This window comes from Streptomyces sp. NPDC005808 (genome assembly GCF_042871385.1).
Taxonomy (GTDB): Bacteria; Actinomycetota; Actinomycetes; order Streptomycetales; family Streptomycetaceae; genus Streptomyces.
This window is the reverse complement of the sequence record NZ_JBIAIK010000007.1, coordinates 275,481-290,043: the sequence shown is the minus strand read 5'-3', so window position 1 is coordinate 290,043 and position 14,563 is coordinate 275,481. Positions and strand designations below refer to the sequence as shown.

14 protein-coding genes are annotated in these 14,563 nt (G+C 70.7%); 8 read left to right on the top strand and 6 right to left on the bottom strand.

Annotated elements, in window-relative coordinates:
* Positions 1 to 114 precede the first annotated feature (114 nt).
* On the top strand, positions 115 to 1,272 hold the full coding sequence (locus tag ACFYPC_RS18320) for an acetyl-CoA C-acetyltransferase (protein WP_388676957.1): 1,158 nt from the start codon (positions 115 to 117) through the stop codon (positions 1,270 to 1,272).
* On the opposite strand, the gene ACFYPC_RS18315 is transcribed toward ACFYPC_RS18320, so the two are convergent.
* Genes ACFYPC_RS18315 through ACFYPC_RS18300 form a run of 4 tightly spaced genes read right to left on the bottom strand, consistent with a single transcriptional unit; the run spans position 1,256 to position 4,780 of the window.
* Positions 1,256 to 2,314, bottom strand: a complete 1,059-nt coding sequence (locus ACFYPC_RS18315; RefSeq protein WP_388676954.1) for an NAD(P)H-dependent flavin oxidoreductase — start codon at positions 2,312 to 2,314, stop codon at positions 1,256 to 1,258. The two genes, ACFYPC_RS18320 and ACFYPC_RS18315, sit on opposite strands and share 17 nt — an antisense overlap.
* Entirely contained in the window at positions 2,314 to 3,084 is a 771-nt protein-coding gene (locus tag ACFYPC_RS18310; RefSeq protein ID WP_388676950.1) for a CoA-transferase subunit beta, read from the bottom strand. Before ACFYPC_RS18310 ends, ACFYPC_RS18315 begins: the two co-directional genes overlap by 1 nt.
* On the bottom strand, positions 3,081 to 3,947 hold the full coding sequence (locus ACFYPC_RS18305) for a CoA transferase subunit A (protein ID WP_388676947.1): 867 nt from the start codon (positions 3,945 to 3,947) through the stop codon (positions 3,081 to 3,083). The genes ACFYPC_RS18310 and ACFYPC_RS18305 overlap by 4 nt, the downstream gene beginning before the upstream one ends.
* Entirely contained in the window at positions 3,944 to 4,780 is an 837-nt protein-coding gene (locus tag ACFYPC_RS18300) for an enoyl-CoA hydratase family protein (RefSeq protein WP_388676944.1), read from the bottom strand. The genes ACFYPC_RS18305 and ACFYPC_RS18300 overlap by 4 nt, the downstream gene beginning before the upstream one ends.
* 102 nt (positions 4,781 to 4,882) lie before the next feature.
* Here ACFYPC_RS18300 and ACFYPC_RS18295 point away from each other — a divergent pair, with 102 nt between their 5' ends.
* Positions 4,883 to 5,629 (top strand): SDR family oxidoreductase, encoded by a 747-nt coding sequence (locus tag ACFYPC_RS18295; RefSeq protein ID WP_388677301.1) that lies wholly within the window; start codon positions 4,883 to 4,885, stop codon positions 5,627 to 5,629.
* Between the two features lies 1 nt (position 5,630).
* On the top strand, positions 5,631 to 6,623 hold the full coding sequence (locus ACFYPC_RS18290) for an SDR family oxidoreductase (RefSeq protein ID WP_388676941.1): 993 nt from the start codon (positions 5,631 to 5,633) through the stop codon (positions 6,621 to 6,623).
* 161 nt (positions 6,624 to 6,784) lie between these two features.
* Here the strand turns inward: ACFYPC_RS18290 and ACFYPC_RS18285 are convergent, their stop codons facing one another.
* A complete protein-coding gene (locus tag ACFYPC_RS18285) occupies positions 6,785 to 7,531 on the bottom strand; it encodes an ankyrin repeat domain-containing protein (protein ID WP_388676939.1) in 747 nt (248 codons plus the stop codon).
* Between the two features lie 82 nt (positions 7,532 to 7,613).
* Positions 7,614 to 8,510 carry a hypothetical protein gene (locus tag ACFYPC_RS18280; RefSeq protein ID WP_388676936.1) on the bottom strand — a complete coding sequence of 299 codons (897 nt, stop codon included), beginning with the start codon at positions 8,508 to 8,510 and terminating at the stop codon, positions 7,614 to 7,616.
* A gap of 271 nt (positions 8,511 to 8,781) precedes the next feature.
* On the opposite strand from ACFYPC_RS18280, the gene ACFYPC_RS18275 reads away from it, so the two are divergent.
* From ACFYPC_RS18275 to ACFYPC_RS18255, 5 genes are all read left to right on the top strand, one after another.
* Positions 8,782 to 9,564: a S1 family peptidase gene (locus ACFYPC_RS18275; RefSeq protein ID WP_388677298.1), complete on the top strand. Its 783-nt coding sequence runs from the start codon at positions 8,782 to 8,784 to the stop codon at positions 9,562 to 9,564.
* Between the two features lie 300 nt (positions 9,565 to 9,864).
* Positions 9,865 to 10,317, top strand: a complete 453-nt coding sequence (locus ACFYPC_RS18270; protein ID WP_388676933.1) for a GNAT family N-acetyltransferase — start codon at positions 9,865 to 9,867, stop codon at positions 10,315 to 10,317.
* Positions 10,318 to 10,577: 260 nt separating this feature from the next.
* Positions 10,578 to 10,946 carry a chorismate mutase gene (locus tag ACFYPC_RS18265; RefSeq protein ID WP_388676931.1) on the top strand — a complete coding sequence of 123 codons (369 nt, stop codon included), beginning with the start codon at positions 10,578 to 10,580 and terminating at the stop codon, positions 10,944 to 10,946.
* Positions 10,947 to 11,280: 334 nt separating this feature from the next.
* Positions 11,281 to 13,776: an aminopeptidase N gene (pepN, locus tag ACFYPC_RS18260; protein WP_388676928.1), complete on the top strand. Its 2,496-nt coding sequence runs from the start codon at positions 11,281 to 11,283 to the stop codon at positions 13,774 to 13,776.
* A 367-nt stretch (positions 13,777 to 14,143) separates the two neighbouring features.
* Complete coding sequence (locus ACFYPC_RS18255; RefSeq protein WP_388676925.1) at positions 14,144 to 14,539, top strand: hypothetical protein; 396 nt, start codon at positions 14,144 to 14,146, stop codon at positions 14,537 to 14,539.
* The last annotated feature ends 24 nt before the right edge of the window (positions 14,540 to 14,563 follow it).

Genomic DNA, 14,563 nt, shown 5'->3' with positions numbered 1-14,563 from the left:
CCGTGCGTCCCATGTCCCTGAGTCGCATGTCTGTGAGCTCCACGTCGGTAAGCCCCATGTCCGTCAGTTCCACGTCCGTAAGTCCCATGTCCGTGAGTTCCTGAGGGAGTTGTCATGGCCGAGGCCTACATCGTCGAAGCGGTCCGTACGCCTGTCGGGCGGCGCGGGGGAGGCCTGAGCGGCGTCCATCCGGCCGACCTCGGCGCGCATGTCCTGGGCGCGTTGGTCGAGCGGTCGGGCGTGGACCCGGCGGCCGTCGAGGACGTCGTCTTCGGATGCCTGGACGCGGTCGGGCCGCAGGCCGGGGACATCGCCCGCACCGCCTGGCTGGCGGCCGGGCTGCCCGAGGAGGTGCCGGGGGTCACCGTCGACCGGCAGTGCGGGTCCTCCCAGCAGGCCGTGCACTTCGCCGCCCAGGGCGTCCTGTCCGGCACCCAGGACCTGGTGGTCGCGGGCGGCGTCCAGAACATGAGCCAGATACCCATCGCCTTCGCCTCCCGCCAGGCCACCGAACCGCTCGGCCTGACGCAGGGCCCCTTCGCGGGCAGCGAGGGCTGGCGGGAGCGCTACGGCGACCGGCCCGTCAACCAGTTCCACGGCGCCGAGCTGATCGCCGCCAAATGGGGCATCAGCCGCCTCGACCAGGAGGAGTTCGCCCTCCGCTCCCACCAGCGGGCGGTCCGTGCCATCGACGAGGGCCGCTTCGCGCGCGAGACCGCGGCGTACGGGGAGGTCACGGTCGACGAGGGCCCGCGCCGGGACACCTCGCTGGAGAAGATGGCGGGCCTGAAGCCCGTCATCGACGGCGGTACCGTCACCGCCGCCTGCTCCTCCCAGGTCTCCGACGGCGCCGCCGCGATGCTGCTCGCCTCCGAGCGGGCCGTACGGGAACACGGGCTGACGCCCCGCGCCCGCGTGCACCACCTCTCCGTACGCGGCGAGGACCCCATCCGGATGCTGACCGCTCCCATCCCGGCCACCGCCCACGCCCTCAAGAAGACCGGCATGTCCATCGGCGAGATCGACCTCGTCGAGATCAACGAGGCCTTCGCCCCGGTCGTCCTCGCCTGGCTCAAGGAGACCGGCGCCGACCCGGCGAAGGTCAACGTCAACGGCGGCGCGATCGCCCTCGGCCACCCACTGGGCGCCACCGGCGTAAAACTGATGACGACCCTGCTGCACGAACTGGAGCGCACCGGCGGGCGGTTCGGGCTCCAGACCATGTGCGAGGGCGGCGGCCAGGCGAACGTGACGATCATCGAGCGGCTCTGAGCAGCTCCAGGCACTTCAATGTCGCCGCGGCCTCGGCCATCACCCGGTCCACCAGCTCCGCGCACGAAGGCAGGTCGTCCAGCACCCCGGCGACCTGCCCGGCGGACATCACTCCGAGGTCGGTCCGGCCGTCCACCATCGCGGATCTGAGGAGCATGGGGGTATTTGCGGCGAGGAGGACCTGGCTCCAGGACAGGTTTCTGCCGTGCTTCATCGCGAGTCCGTCGCGGATCATGGCGCGCCAGGAGAGCCCGGATGTCTTCCGCAGTCCGGCCGCCCGGCGAACGGCGTGGGCGAGCGCTCTCGTCCCGCCGGACTTCTCCAGTGAGTTGACGAAGTCCGTACGCAGCATGCGGTGCGGAAGGCCGTCTACGGCCGTCGTGACCGTGACGTCCCTGACCGTCGCCGCCAGATACCGCGCCTTCACCGCGTCGGGGACCGTCGAGTCGGAGGTCAACAGGAACCGCGTGCCCATGGCGACGCCCGCCGCGCCGAACGCCAGCGCGGCCACCAGGCCCCGCCCGTCATGGAAACCGCCCGCCGCCACGACCGGGATGCCGACCGCGTCCACCACCTGCGGCAGCAGCACCGTCGTCGCCACCTCGCCGGTGTGCCCGCCGCCCTCGCCGCCCTGCACGATCACCGCGTCGGCGCCCCAGGCGGCCACCTTCTCGGCGTGCCGGCGTGCCCCGACGGAGGGGATGACGACCACGCCCGCGTCCTTCAGCTCGGCGATCAGCCGACGGGAAGGGGCGAGCGCGAAGGACGCCACGCGTACGCCTTCGTCGATGATGATCCGCACCCGGTCGCCCGCGTCCCCGGCATCGGCCCGCAGATTCACACCGAACGGCGCGTCCGTGCGGGACCCGACCTCCCGTACGGCGTCCCGCAGTTGGTCGAGAGTCATCGTCGCCGAGGCCAGGATGCCCAGCGCGCCCGCGTTCGCCGTCGCGGAGACCAGGCGGGGCCCCGCCACCCAGCCCATGCCGGTCTGCACGATCGGGTGGCGGACGCCGACCAGCCGGGTGAGCGCCGTGTCCATCAGCGCTCCCCGGCCCTGGTGGCCCCGGTGCCGGACGACGCGGCGGACACCTCGCGCTCCCGCGTGCCCTTCGGGTCGATGACCTCGCGGATCAACTCCAGCTCCGCCGGGGTCGGTTCGCGGGTGAACGGCACCTCGGCGGGCACGTGCAGCTCGAAGCCCGTCGCCTCCCTGACCCGCTCCACGGTGACGCCCGGGTGCACGGAGGCGAGGCGCATCGAGTGGTCGGGGGTGGCGAAGTCCAGGACGCCGAGGTCGGTCACCACGCGCGGGATGCGGTGGAAACGGGTGGCGCTGGGGCCCGCGGCGGCGGCACGGTCGTACCCCACCCCGCACACCATGTCGACCTTCTCGACGAACACGCGCGTGGAGTGCTTCGGGATCCAGTAACTGGTCGGGTTGTTGAGGGTGTTGACCGGTGCGCCGCGCACGCCGAGCAGTTGGCGCTCTGGCCTGTTCCAGTCGCCGACGCACGAGATGTTCTGGTTGCCGAAGCGGTCGATCTGGCTCGCGCCCATCATCACGTGCCGGCGCCCGCCGGTCACCGTCGTCAGGTGCCGGCGGTACGGCAGCCAGCCCTCCGGTGTCCCGTCGAGCCCGACGAGCATCGCCTCGCCGTCGGTCAGCAGCAGCTCGGGGGAGAAGGTGCGCTTGGCGAGACGGGCGCCGATGGACGGGATCAGGCCCATGGGACTGGCGAGCACCTCGCCGTTGCCCCGCCAGGCCTCGGCGCAGGCGATCACGCAGTACTCGGCCAGGGTCGGGCTCACAGGTGCCGCTCCTTCTGCCAGGCCTGGACGGCACTCTGGTAGGCGTGTTCGTCGCCGCCGAGGAACCGCTCGGCGAACTCGGCGTACGGCGTGGTCGCGTACAGCTTCTGGAAGGCCTCGTCGCGGTCGTGGTCCGGCGCGCAGGACGTGAAGTGCGCGCCGTTCGGCGCCTCGACGACACCCGTCACGCTCGACCGCATGAGCAGCAGGGTCTGCGGCGCGGCCTCCTTGGTCAGCTCCGCTGTGTCGACGACCCGCTCACAGGAGACGTACGCCGCGTCGGCCGCCTCGCAGAACAGGTCGTCGAAGTACGGGTCCGGGCCCAGGTACTGGCCGTTGCCCAGCCGGTCCGCGCGGTTCATGTGGACCAGGGCCGCGTCCAGCCGCAGGGCGGGCATGGCGACGAACTCCTCTCTGACGCCGGAGAGTTCATCGACGTACGGCGAAGTGACCGTTCGCAGCCCGGAATTGACCCGCATCACGTCCGAGCCGAGCCCGGCGCGCACCGGCAGGAAGGGCAGCCGGTTCGCGGCGGCGCGCAGTCCCCACATGAACATCGCCTCGTCGACCTCCATCAGCTCGAAGGCACCGCTTTCGCGGGCCGCGCGGTAGTTCGGTTCCAGCGGGATCGAGTCCAGGGTCACGAACGCGGTCACCAGCTTGCGAATCCGTCCGGCGGCGGCGAGCAGCCCCACATCCGGGCCGCCGTAGGAGACGATGGTGAGATCGGTGATCTCGGTCCGGAGCAGTGCTCTCACCAGTGCCATGGGTTTGCGGCGTGAGCCCCAGCCGCCGATGCCGATCGTCATACCGCTCTCCAGGCGGCCCACGGCTTCCTGGGCCGACATGGTCTTGTCGCTCACTGAGTGGCCTCCTTGCCGGACTCGCCGAACCTGCCGGACTCGCCGAACCTGCCGGACTCGCCGAACCTGCCGGACTCGCCGGACCTGCCGAAGGTGTCGCGGACGTCGTCGGCCACGCCGCTGAGGCCGGCCTCGAAAGTGAAGCCCTGCTCGAAGCGGTAACTGCGGTGCACGTCGACGGGATCGATGCCATTGATGGCGGCCTTGGCGAGCCGCAGGAGACGGCCGTCCTTCGCGGCGATCTCACGGGCCAGCTCCAGGGCGGCCGCGCGCAGTCCGGCGCGCGGCACGACCTGCCACACCGAGCCGTGCGCGTGCAGCTCGGCCGCGGTCGCGGTGCGCGAGGTGTAGTACAGGACGCGCATCAGGTGCTGCGGCACCAGACGGGCCAGATGCGTGGCCGCGCCGAGCGCCCCGCGGTCCAGCTCGGGCAGCCCGAAAGTCGCGTCGTCGCTCGCCACGATCGCGTCCGCGTTGCCGACGAGACCTATACCGCCGCCCAGACAGAAGCCCTGCACCGCCGCGACCACCGGGACCTCGCACTCGTACACCGCCGCGAACGCCTCGAAGCAGCCGCGGTTCGCGCCGATGAGCACGCCATGACCTTGCGTCCGGCCGGTGGTGTCCCGCTGTATCTCCTTGATGTCCACGCCCGCGTTGAAACCGCGGCCCTCGGCCGTCAGCACGACACAGCGGGTCCCGGGGTCACGGCCCGCCGCGCGGACGGCGTCGGCCAGGTCGAACCAGCCCCGCACCGGCAGCGCGTTCACCGGCGGGAAGTCGGCCGTGACGACGGCGATCCCCTTTTCCGGGTTCGAAGTGGAGACACCCATGGGCACATCAGCTACCTTCGGCTATCTTTCCACCAAACGTTTGTTAGGTGAGATTTCGAAGCTAGCAGCGAATGCATCCCAGCGGGAGGCCCTGTGGACAACGTGGATCTCGACGACGCGGGCAGGACGGTCGTCGTCACCGGCGGCACCCGCGGAGTCGGGGCCGGGATCACGCGGGCCTTTGTCGAAGCGGGCGCGAAGGTCGTGGTCTGCGCGCGCCGGCCGCCCGAAGTGCCGGTTGAGGGTGCCGCGTTCACGGCCGTGGACCTGCGGGACCCGTCCGCCGTCCACGACTTCTTCGATGCCCTGCCCCGGCTCGACGTCCTCGTCAACAACGCGGGCGGCTCTCCCTACCGGCCGCTCGCGGAGTCGGACGCCGAACGCCATGCCCGCGTGATCGAGCTCAACCTCACCGCGCCGCTGACCGCCTCGCTGGCCGCGTACCGCCATCTCCAGCGGGCCAGGGGCTCGATCGTGATGATCGGCAGTGTGAGCGGGACGCGGCCCTCGCCCGGTACGGCGGCGTACGGGGCGGCCAAGGCGGGGCTGGAGAACCTGGCCCGTTCGATGGCCGTCGAGTGGGCCCCCGACGTCCGGGTCAACACCCTCGTCGTCGGCATGGCCCGCACCGAACGCTCGTACCTGCACTACGGCGACGAGGACGCCGTCGCCGCCGTCGCCCGGACCGTGCCGCTGGGCCGCCTCGCCGAGCCGTACGACGTCGGGAAGGCCGCTGTCTTCCTCGCCTCGCCCGCCGCCGCGTACATCAGCGGAGCCAGTCTCCTGGTCCACGGAGGAGGCGAGCGGCCCGCCTTCCTCGATGCCGCAACCGCCAACAAGGAGAGCTGAGATGACTGGACCGCTGCTGTGCGAGGGGCGTGTTGTCGTCGTCACGGGGGCGGGGCGCGGGCTCGGCCGGGCGCACGCGCTGGCGTACGCCGCCGAGGGCGCGCGTGTCGTCGTCAACGACCTCGGCGTCGGTCTGGACGGCACGCCCGGCCCCGACGTTCCCGGCCCCGACGCTCCAGGTCTCGATGTTCCCCGCCTCGACGTTCCAGGTCCCGACGTTCGAGGCCCCGGGTCTCCCGCCGGGCAGGTCGTCGACGAGATCCGCTCGGCGGGCGGGGCCGCGGTGGCCCACGGCGGTGACGTGGCGACCACCGAGGGCGCCGCGTCCCTCGTACGCACCGCTCTGGAGACGTACGGGCGCCTAGACACTCTCGTCAACAACGCCGGGTTCCTGCGGGACCGGATGCTGGTCAGCCTCGAAGAGGACGACTGGGACGCCGTGATGCGGGTTCACCTGAAGGGGCATTTCCTGCCGTTGAAGCATGCCGCGGCGTACTGGCGAGCGGAGACCAAGGCCGGGCGGCCGCCCCTGGCCCGAGTGGTGAACACCAGCAGTGGCGCGGGCCTGTTGGGGTCCGTCGGGCAGGGGAACTACAGCGCCGCCAAGGCCGGCATCGTCGCTCTGACGCTGGTCGCCGCCGCTGAGTTGGGGCGGTACGGCGTTCAGGTCAACGCGGTCGCTCCCGCGGCGCGGACGCGGATGACCGAGGGGGTGTTCGCGTCGGCGATGGCCGCGCCTGAAGGCGCCTCCTTCGATGCGATGGCCCCCGAGAACGTGTCGCCGTTGGTGGTCTGGCTCGGGTCCGCCGCGAGTGCCGGTGTCACCGGGAGGGTCTTCGAGGCAGAGGGCGGCCGGATCACTGTGATGGAGGGGTGGCGGGCGGGGCCCGGTGTGGACAGGGGGGCGCGGTGGACTCCGTCGGAGGCCGGGGACGCCGCGTTGAAGTTGCTGGCGGGGGCGGAGGTTCCGGGGGCGGTGTACGGGGCGGAGTGACGTGCGCTTTTTGCGCCCCGTCCGCCCCTGCCCGTCCCTTGCCCCTGGGGGATGCCGCCCGCAGACTCCCGCATTCGCGCCGAACGCGCTCGTCCTCAAACGCCGGACGGGCTGAAAGCTCTCCCGGGCAGGGGGCGAGGAACTTCCCCAGTCCGCCCCGCTCAGGAACCTGTGCTGCGCAGGACCGCTTCGAGCAGCGTGGCTATCTCGAGATGTCCCGTCTGCTGGTCGTTTCCCGCCACGGGGCGGCCTTCCGGGTTGAGCAGCTGGACCTCGACGATGACGCCTCCGTCGTCCGGGTAACGGTGGGTGACGAAGCGGCAGCCGGGGCCGTATGCCTTCTCCAGGCCCGCACGGAGTTCGGCCTCCACATCGAGGGTCAGCCAGCGGCGGGCCTCCACCAGAGCCTCGGACCGGGCCCGCGCCCCGTGCGTGAGGAGGGCGCGCACGCAGCCCGGGGAACCCCGGCGCGCGGCCGCCACCAGCGGGGGTTCGCCGGTCGGACCGGGACGGTCCGGGTCAGCGCCGCCGGCGAGAAGGGCCTCCGTCACCGCGACATGGCCGCACCGCAGCGCCCACACCAGCGCGGTGAACCCGTGTTCCTCCACCGTGTCGGGACCGGCCCCGGCCGACAGCAGGGCCCGTACGACCTCCGTGTGCCCGCCGCACGCCGCCCCGCACAGCGGAGCGTCGGAGCCCGCGCTGAGCCGGTCGGGCGCGGCTCCGGCCGCAAGGAGCAGCCGTACGATGTCGGGCTGGTCGCTGACCGCCGCCAGGTACAGCACCGTCTGGCCGTCCTCGTCCACGGCCTCCGGATCCGCGCCGGAACGCAGCAGCCGTACGACCGCGTCCTCGTCACCCCCGTACACAGCGGTGAACAGGAGCGCCGCGGGGTCGTTCTTGCTCATCCTTCGACCCTCGCTCTCGAAGGGTGGCCGGGGCAAAGGCTTTTGGGGTGTTCTGCCTCACTCCTCCCACCCTTCTCGCTTCCTACGTGTCGCACTCCAGTACCGTCCGGCACAGCGCGCAGCGAGCCCGTACCCGGCCGCGAACCGGCACCCTGATCCGCTGGTGGCAGGTCGGGCAGGGGAACGACACGCGCAGCGGGCCGCGGCCGTCCGGGCTGAAGGTGTAAGGGGCGCCGGGCTGTGAGCTGTGGCCGGGGTGGTCCTGGGCGTAGCGGCGGTCCTTGGCGTAGCGGCGGCGGCCCGCCCAGCCGGCCGCGGTCAGCGGCGGCTGCTGCTCGTCGCGGCGGGCCTGGGTCATGCCCTTGTTGTACGCCGTGTACGCCTGTGGGCTGGTGAACCAGATCGAGGGGTCCTCGCCGAAGACCAGAGCGCGTTTGGCGAGGACGTATCCGAACTCCTCCGGCGTCAGGTAGCCGAGCTTCTGCGAGGAGTCCGCGTCCTCGCGGTAGGCGTCGAGAAGGAGCCAGCCGGCGCCGAGGTAGGCCGCCGAGGTGTCCGTGAGGATCTCGGTGTCCCGCGTGCCCGCGAAGGCGAGGTCCAGGCGGTGCAGGTAGACGTGCATGACCTCGTGGGCGAGGGCGGCACCGATGTCCCGGCGGTGGGTACGGAACCGGTCGTTGAGCTCGATGAAGTACTCGGGGCCCGCGGCGAGTTCGACGTTCGCCGCGTGGGTCATCTCGCGGAAGCCGATGATCATCCGGGCGTCCGGCAGCCGGTAGTGCCGCACCAGCTCCCGGGCCACGCGCTGGGCGCCCAGATACAGGTCGTCGATGTCGCTGAAGGCCACGTCGGCGGGGGCCACGCTGGTCGCGAAGGTGTGGATGGTGTCGTACGAGAGGCGTCTGTAGAGCGCGGTGATCGAGGCCCGCACCGTGTCGAGGTGCGGGAAGCCGTGCTCGACGGGTCCGCCGTTCGCCACGTCCGCACCCCCTGAAGACGCCGGAACTGACTTCCACTGTAGGCCGGGGTTTCGTCCGGCGGTGGAGTACGGACGGGGGCGGCGAACCGGACATGGCCGGAATGAGCCCCTTGCCGGGGCCGTGGCGCGCTCTCCATAATCCGCAACAGCTTGGCAGGAACATGCCATGCATCTCGGGTCGCTCGGCATCATCGGTGCCGCGTCCCAGTGCTGTGCGTGCGGCTCCCCGCCACACGTTCAACCCCCCACGAAGGGAAGCACGTTGAAGTTCCTGAAGAAGTTCACCGGCGTCAAGAGATCGCTGGCCATCGGCGCCGTCCTCCTCGCGGCCGTCTCCCTCCAGCCCCTCTCCACCGCACAGGCCGCCCCCGCGCCCGTCGTCGGCGGGACCCGGGCGGCGCAGGGCGAGTTCCCGTTCATGGTCCGGCTCTCCATGGGCTGTGGCGGCGCGCTCTACACCCAGCAGATCGTGCTCACCGCGGCGCACTGCGTGAGCGGCACCGGCGCCAACACCAGCATCACCGCCACCGCCGGCGTCGTCGACCTTCAGTCCACCACCGGCCGGGTCCAGGTCAAGTCCACCTACGTCTACCGGGCCCCCGGCTACAACGGCACCGGCAAGGACTGGGCGCTCATCAAACTCGCCTCGCCCATCACCACCCAGTCCACCCTGAAGATCGCCACCACCACGGCGTACAACACCGGCACCTTCACCGTCGCCGGCTGGGGATCCGCCAGCGAGGGCGGCGCCCAGCAGCGCTACCTGCTGAAGGCCACCGTGCCCTTCGTCAGTGACGCCACCTGTCGCTCCTACAGCGGCTACAGCGGTCTTGTCGCAAGCGACGAGATCTGCGCCGGCTACGCCGCGGGCGGCGTCGACACCTGCCAGGGCGACTCCGGCGGCCCGATGTTCCGCCGGGACGCCGCCAACGCCTGGATCCAGGTCGGCATCGTCAGCTGGGGCATAGGCTGCGCCCGGCCCAACGCCCCCGGCGTCTACTCCGAGGTCTCGACGTTCGCGTCGGCCATCGCCAGCGCCGCGGCGACCCTCTGATCCCTGGCTCTCTGCCGGCACACGTGTGTTCGTGGGCGTCCGCGACCTGTTCTGGTGTCGCGGACGCCCTGGCGGGCGTATCCGGTCGTGGGCTGGTAGTCCTTCGTGGGCTGCTGTGGGCTTGCCGCGGTGGGCTGGTAGCTCTTCGGGGGCTGCTGTGGGCCTGTCGGCGTGCGCCTGCGGCTGTAGCGCTTGTCGGCGTGCCCTGCGGCCGCACACCTGCGGTTGTGCGCTTGCCGCCGTGCGGCCGCAGGAAAAAGCGTTCGGCCACTTGTCCCCGACGCTGGGATACTCCGCACCATGAGTACCGGACACCAGCCGCCCGTATCCGCGTCGTTGCAGGTCGGCGGCAAGGACGAGGCCCTGCAGCAGCGCCTCGACGACGAGTTGACCGCCTTCAACGACCGTGCCACCGGCGCCGGGCAGCCGGTCCCGCTCTCCGTCCGGGTGACCGACTCCGAGGGCGAACTCGTCGGCGGCCTCACCGCCTGGGCCTGGGGCAGCCTCTGCGCGATCGACATGCTGTGGGTGCGCGAGGACCAGCGGCACGCGGGCTGGGGAAGCAAGCTGCTGCGGGCGGCCGAAGAGGAGGGTGCCCGGCAAGGCTGCACCGAGGTGATCGTCTCCTCCTTCACCTTCCAGGCCCCCGGGTTCTACCAACGACACGGGTACCGAGAGTCGGGCCGCACGGTGGGCATTCCGGGCGGCCATCAGGACGTGCACTTCCACAAGGCGCTGAAGACCGGGCACTGACCTGTAGACCGAGCGCTGATCCAAAGACCGGGCACTGACCTGAAGACCGAGAACTGACTTGCGGTACGGGGCCACGGGCGTCGTCCCGGTCCCGGCGGGCCCCCGCCAGCGACGCGTCCCAGCCACGCCCGTCGCCGAGAACAGGAACGCGCGCAAGCCATGCGGGGACATTCGCAGTGCAGGCGGGGACATCCGCAGTGCACGCAGGAACATCCGCCCGCCCCGTGGAGAGCGCCGCACGCCCCTTAGGGTTGGCCCTCATGAGCACCAGTCACACCAACGAGACGGCCGGCGCCGCGGGCAGCCAGGTCGACCCGGCCGTCGGCGCCGAACTGGCCCGGCTGCGCGACAGCATCGACAACATCGACGCCGCCGTCGTGCACATGCTCGCCGAGCGCTTCAAGTGCACCCAGCAGGTAGGCCACCTCAAAGCCGCCCACCAACTGCCGCCCGCCGACCCGGCCCGTGAATCCCAGCAGATCGCCCGACTGCGCACGCTCGCCGAGAACGCCAAACTGGATCCGGCCTTCGCCGAAAAATTGCTCAATTTCATCATCGCCGAGGTCATCCGCCACCACGAGAGCATCGCGGACGGCATCGACGACCCCGTAGCCATCACGGGGGAGTGACACCGGGTGGTCCGACCGGGCATCCTGCGCTGAGCACTCCGCGCCGCCTTCGAGTCGAGCACTCCTTGTCATCCACGGGCACACATCGTGAGCGCCGACGGGCATAAGCTGGTACGCCCAAACGAGGGGACGTCGGGCCATGCCTTCGGACGCCAAGATCCTCATCGTCGACGACCACAAGGGAGGACCAGACCTCCCACCGGGCCAGATCACCTAGCAGGACCAGACCTCCTAGCTGGATCAGACCTCGGAACCTCATAGTCAGGGTGAGGGGTAAAAGCCGCATACCGGTCCGCCCCTGTGCGCTGTCAGACGCATCAGGCAGCATGTGCTCATGTCCGTACTGACGCGCGACGAAGCGCAGACCCGTGCCAAGCTCCTCGACGTCCACCACTACGGGATCGCCCTCGACCTGACAGGCGGGGACGAGACCTTCGACTCCAGGACCGTCATCCGCTTCACCGCCCGCGCCGACGCGGACACCTTCGTCGAGCTGAAGCCCGCAGAGCTGCGCTCCGTCACTCTCGACGGGCAGCCCCTCGCCCCCGAGACCCTCGACGAGAACCGGCTGCCGCTCAAGGGCCTGACCGCCGGCGAGCACGAACTGCGCGTCGACGCGGCGATGCGCTACTCCCGCACCGGCGAGGGCATGCACCGCTTCACCGACCCCACCGACGGCGAGACCTACCTCTACACCCAGCTGTTCATGGATGACGTCCAGCGCGTCTTCGCCGCCTTCGACCAGCCCGACCTGAAGGCCGTCTTCGAACTGTCCGTCACCGCCCCCGAAGGCTGGACCGTCCTCGCCAACAGCGTCGTCGAACACCTGGGGGAGGGCCGCTGGGAAGCCGCCGCGACCCCGCTCATCTCCACCTACCTCGTCGCCGTCGCCGCCGGACCCTGGCACTCCGTGCGCACCGAGCACCGAGGCCTCCCCTTCGGCATCCACTGCCGCCGCTCACTGGCCCCCCACCTGGACGCCGACGCCGACGAGATCCTGGACGTCACGCGCGCCTGCTTCGACCGCTACCACGAGAAATTCGACGAGCCCTACCCCTTCGACTCCTACGACCAGGCATTCGTCCCCGAGTTCAACGCCGGAGCCATGGAGAACCCCGGACTCGTCACCTTCCGCGACGAGTTCATCTATCGCTCCGCCGTCACCGACACCGAGCGCCAGACCCGCGCCATGGTCATCGCCCACGAGATGGCCCACATGTGGTTCGGCGACCTCGTCACCCTGCGCTGGTGGGACGACATCTGGCTGAACGAGTCCTTCGCCGAGTACATGGGCTACCAGACCCTCACCGAAGCGACCCGATTCACCGAGACCTGGACCGAGTTCGGCGTCACCCGCAAACCCTGGGGCTACGACGCCGACCAGCGACCCTCCACCCACCCCGTCGCCCCCGACCCGGACGCCGTCCCCGACACCGCCTCCGCCATGCTCAACTTCGACGGCATCTCCTACGCCAAGGGCGCCTCCGCACTACGCCAACTCGTCACCTGGCTCGGCGAGAAGGACTTCCTCGACGGCATCAACACCCACTTCACCCGCCACAAGTTCGCCAACGCCACCCTCGCCGACTTCATCGACTCCCTCGCCGGAGCCACCGAACGGGACGTACACGCCTGGGCGGAGGCCTGGCTGCGCACCACAGGCGTCGACACGCTGACACCCTCGATCGGCGAGGCCGAGGGCCACTGGCACCTCACCGTCACACATGAGGGCAGCCGCCCCCACCGCATCGCCGTCGGCGCCTACGACACCCTCCCGGCCGGTGAGAACCAGCTGGTCCTACGCGACCGCTTCGAACTCGACGTACCGCAGGGCGAATCCGTCAAGCTCGGCCCCGGCCGCCGCCGCCCCGACCTGCTGCTCCTCAACGACGGCGACCTGTCGTACGCCAAGATCCGATTCGACCCCACGTCCTTCACGACCGTCCACGCGGCCCTGTCCGGCCTGCCCGACCCGCTCACCCGCGCCGTCGTCTGGAACGCCCTCCGCGACGCCGTACGCGACGGCGAACTCCCCGCCATGGCCTACGTCGACGCCGCCCGCGCCCACCTGCCGCACGAGACCGACCTCGCCCTCGTCCAAGGAGTCCTGTCCTTCGCCGCCGCCCAGGTCGCCGACCGCTACCTGCCCGCCGAGGACCGCCCCACCGCCCTCGCCACACTCACCTCACTGTGCCGCGACCTGATCCGCCGCACCGAGGACGGCACCAACCCGGGCCTGCGCCTCACCGCCGTACGCCACTTCATCGACGTCGCCGCCCACCCCGACACCATCAGCGCCTGGTTCTCCGAGGGCACCGTCCCCGGCGGACCCGAACTCGACCCCGAGCTGCGCTGGCGCATCCTGGGCCGCCTCGCCGTCCACGGCGCGATCGACGACGCCGTCATCGACACCGAACTCGTCCAGGACCCCAGCGCCACCGGGCAGGAAGGCGCCGCCCGCTGCCGCGCCGCGCTGCCCGACCCGCAGGCCAAACGCGCGGCCTGGGAGTCGATGTTCGCCACCGACGACCTCTCCAACTACCTCTTCACCGCCACCGCCCAAGGCTTCTGGCAGCCCGAACAGGCCGACCTCGTCAGGGAGTACGTCGAGCGCTACTGGTCCGACGCCGTCGCCCTCGCCGCCCGCCGCGGCCCCGCCATCGCCGAAGCCGCCGGCCGCTGGGCCTTCCCCGCGTACGCCGTCACCCCGCACACCCTCGCCCTCGCCGAAGCCTGCCTCCGCGACGCCGACCCCATCCCGGCCCTGCGCCGCAAACTCGCCGACCAACTGGACGACCTCGCGCGGGCGTTGCGGGTCAGGGGGGCGTAAGCCCGGCGACTTCCGCACCCGTGTTCTTCCGCAAGAGGGCGCGTCCGGACAGCTCCTCCAGGTACAGGCCCGGCCGCTTCCTGCAACTCGACTCCGTGGCCGGCGGCGGCGCCAATGCCTACTGGCTATCCCGCGGACCCGATCAAGCGACTCCTCAGGAACCTGAAGGGCAAGAACAAGAAGAGCTGGGCGAAGACCGGCGGCGCCGCCGGTGGCGCTCTTGGCATCCTCTGCGGGGTCAACAGCCTGAAGGGTGCTGCGAGTTCCTCTGGGACCAACAGAGGTCCCGCCACCCCAGGGCGACGGATCCGTCGCCCCGGGGCGGCATCTTCAACCCATCACTCGATCATCTGAATGGGAAGAGAAAGTGCGCGACTCGACCTGGAATGCGCTTGCCTTTGCAGCGCTGGCGGCCGCAACACTGACCATGGCCGCATATGTCGTGGTCGCCCTGCGGATGCGAATGCGCAGAACTCCGGACAGTGAGGAGATTCTGCTGCCGCAGTTCACCATCATCTCGATCTTGACGTCGCTCTGCGGGTTCCTGGCAGGGAAATTGATCGCAGGCACCACAACCGACACAGGGTTCTCCGACCTGGAGACCCTCTGGGTCCCCATCCTTGCCGGCGCTGCCGCCACGACCCTGCTTCAACTCAACCCACGGACCGGGACCGAGGGTTCGAACCGGCCGCGAGTAATTGCTGGGGCCTTCTCCTTCGCCGTCGGTCTGGCACTGGCCGCCAACGGCGGCCTCGTTCCCTGACCTCCTCCCACCAGGAAGGCCGGA

Bases quoted from the DNA above. Each gene is read 5' to 3' on its own strand.
- ACFYPC_RS18265 (WP_388676931.1), top strand. From the start codon at position 10,578: ATGAGCACCAGTCACACCAACGAGACGGCCGGCGCCGCGGGCAGCCAG.
- ACFYPC_RS18290 (WP_388676941.1), top strand. From the start codon at position 5,631: ATGACTGGACCGCTGCTGTGCGAGGGGCGTGTTGTCGTCGTCACGGGG.
- pepN (WP_388676928.1), top strand. From the start codon at position 11,281: ATGTCCGTACTGACGCGCGACGAAGCGCAGACCCGTGCCAAGCTCCTC.
- ACFYPC_RS18315 (WP_388676954.1), bottom strand. From the start codon at position 2,314: ATGGACACGGCGCTCACCCGGCTGGTCGGCGTCCGCCACCCGATCGTG.
- ACFYPC_RS18300 (WP_388676944.1), bottom strand. From the start codon at position 4,780: ATGGGTGTCTCCACTTCGAACCCGGAAAAGGGGATCGCCGTCGTCACG.
- ACFYPC_RS18270 (WP_388676933.1), top strand. From the start codon at position 9,865: ATGAGTACCGGACACCAGCCGCCCGTATCCGCGTCGTTGCAGGTCGGC.
- ACFYPC_RS18320 (WP_388676957.1), top strand. From the start codon at position 115: ATGGCCGAGGCCTACATCGTCGAAGCGGTCCGTACGCCTGTCGGGCGG.
- ACFYPC_RS18285 (WP_388676939.1), bottom strand. From the start codon at position 7,531: ATGAGCAAGAACGACCCCGCGGCGCTCCTGTTCACCGCTGTGTACGGG.